This is a genomic window from Herbiconiux daphne (assembly GCF_024979295.1).
Lineage (GTDB): Bacteria > Actinomycetota > Actinomycetes > Actinomycetales > Microbacteriaceae > Herbiconiux > Herbiconiux daphnes.
In genome coordinates, this window is the sequence record NZ_JANLCJ010000658.1 from 1 (window position 1) to 564 (window position 564).

Below are 564 nucleotides of genomic sequence, written 5' to 3' on the forward strand. Positions count from 1 at the left end.
TGATAAAGAAAAGCTCGGTGCGTTATCACATGCGTTTCACTTTTTCGAAGAGGAGGGTAAAGATCCTCTTTGGGTATTCAACCTCTATGGTCAATACCACTTCGATAATAAAAGTGAAGAGTATGGTACTCGTTATTGGGCACTTGCCAAAGCGTTAGAAAAGATGCGTGTAGTTTTAAGCACTCGTCGGACTTTATATTGGCCCAGCGACAAAGTGCTTAAAATTGGTTTCCCTCTTATCGGCTGTGGGTTGGCTGGTGGGTATTGGGATATTGTGGAGGAGCTGATTAAATATGCCTTCCGTGATACTCCTTGGGTAGAAGTTTATATTTATACATTGGACTATTTAGAGGGTAAGAATTATGTTGAGATTGAAAGCACTTGACGAGTTGGGTAAGCCGTATAAGATTTACACTGACTACGTTGAGAATAGTGCTATCGAGCAGTTCATCAACGTAATGAAACAAGAAGATGTCGTCAAAGGTGCTCTGATGCCAGATGTTCATTCTGGTTATGTACTCCCTATTGGCGGTGTTGTTGCAACCAAAGGTACTATCTATCCAG

Annotated in this window: 1 protein-coding gene and 1 pseudogene; both read left to right on the forward strand. The window is 41.5% G+C overall.

Annotated elements, in window-relative coordinates; all coding sequences use genetic code 11:
* Nucleotides 1-385: pseudogene (locus tag N1032_RS27000) on the forward strand (hypothetical protein); the annotation flags it as partial.
* Nucleotides 372-564, forward strand: a 193-nt coding sequence (locus tag N1032_RS27005; RefSeq protein ID WP_259543774.1) for an RtcB family protein, incomplete at its 3' end; no start/stop codon positions are given. The pseudogene N1032_RS27000 and the gene N1032_RS27005, both read left to right, overlap by 14 nt.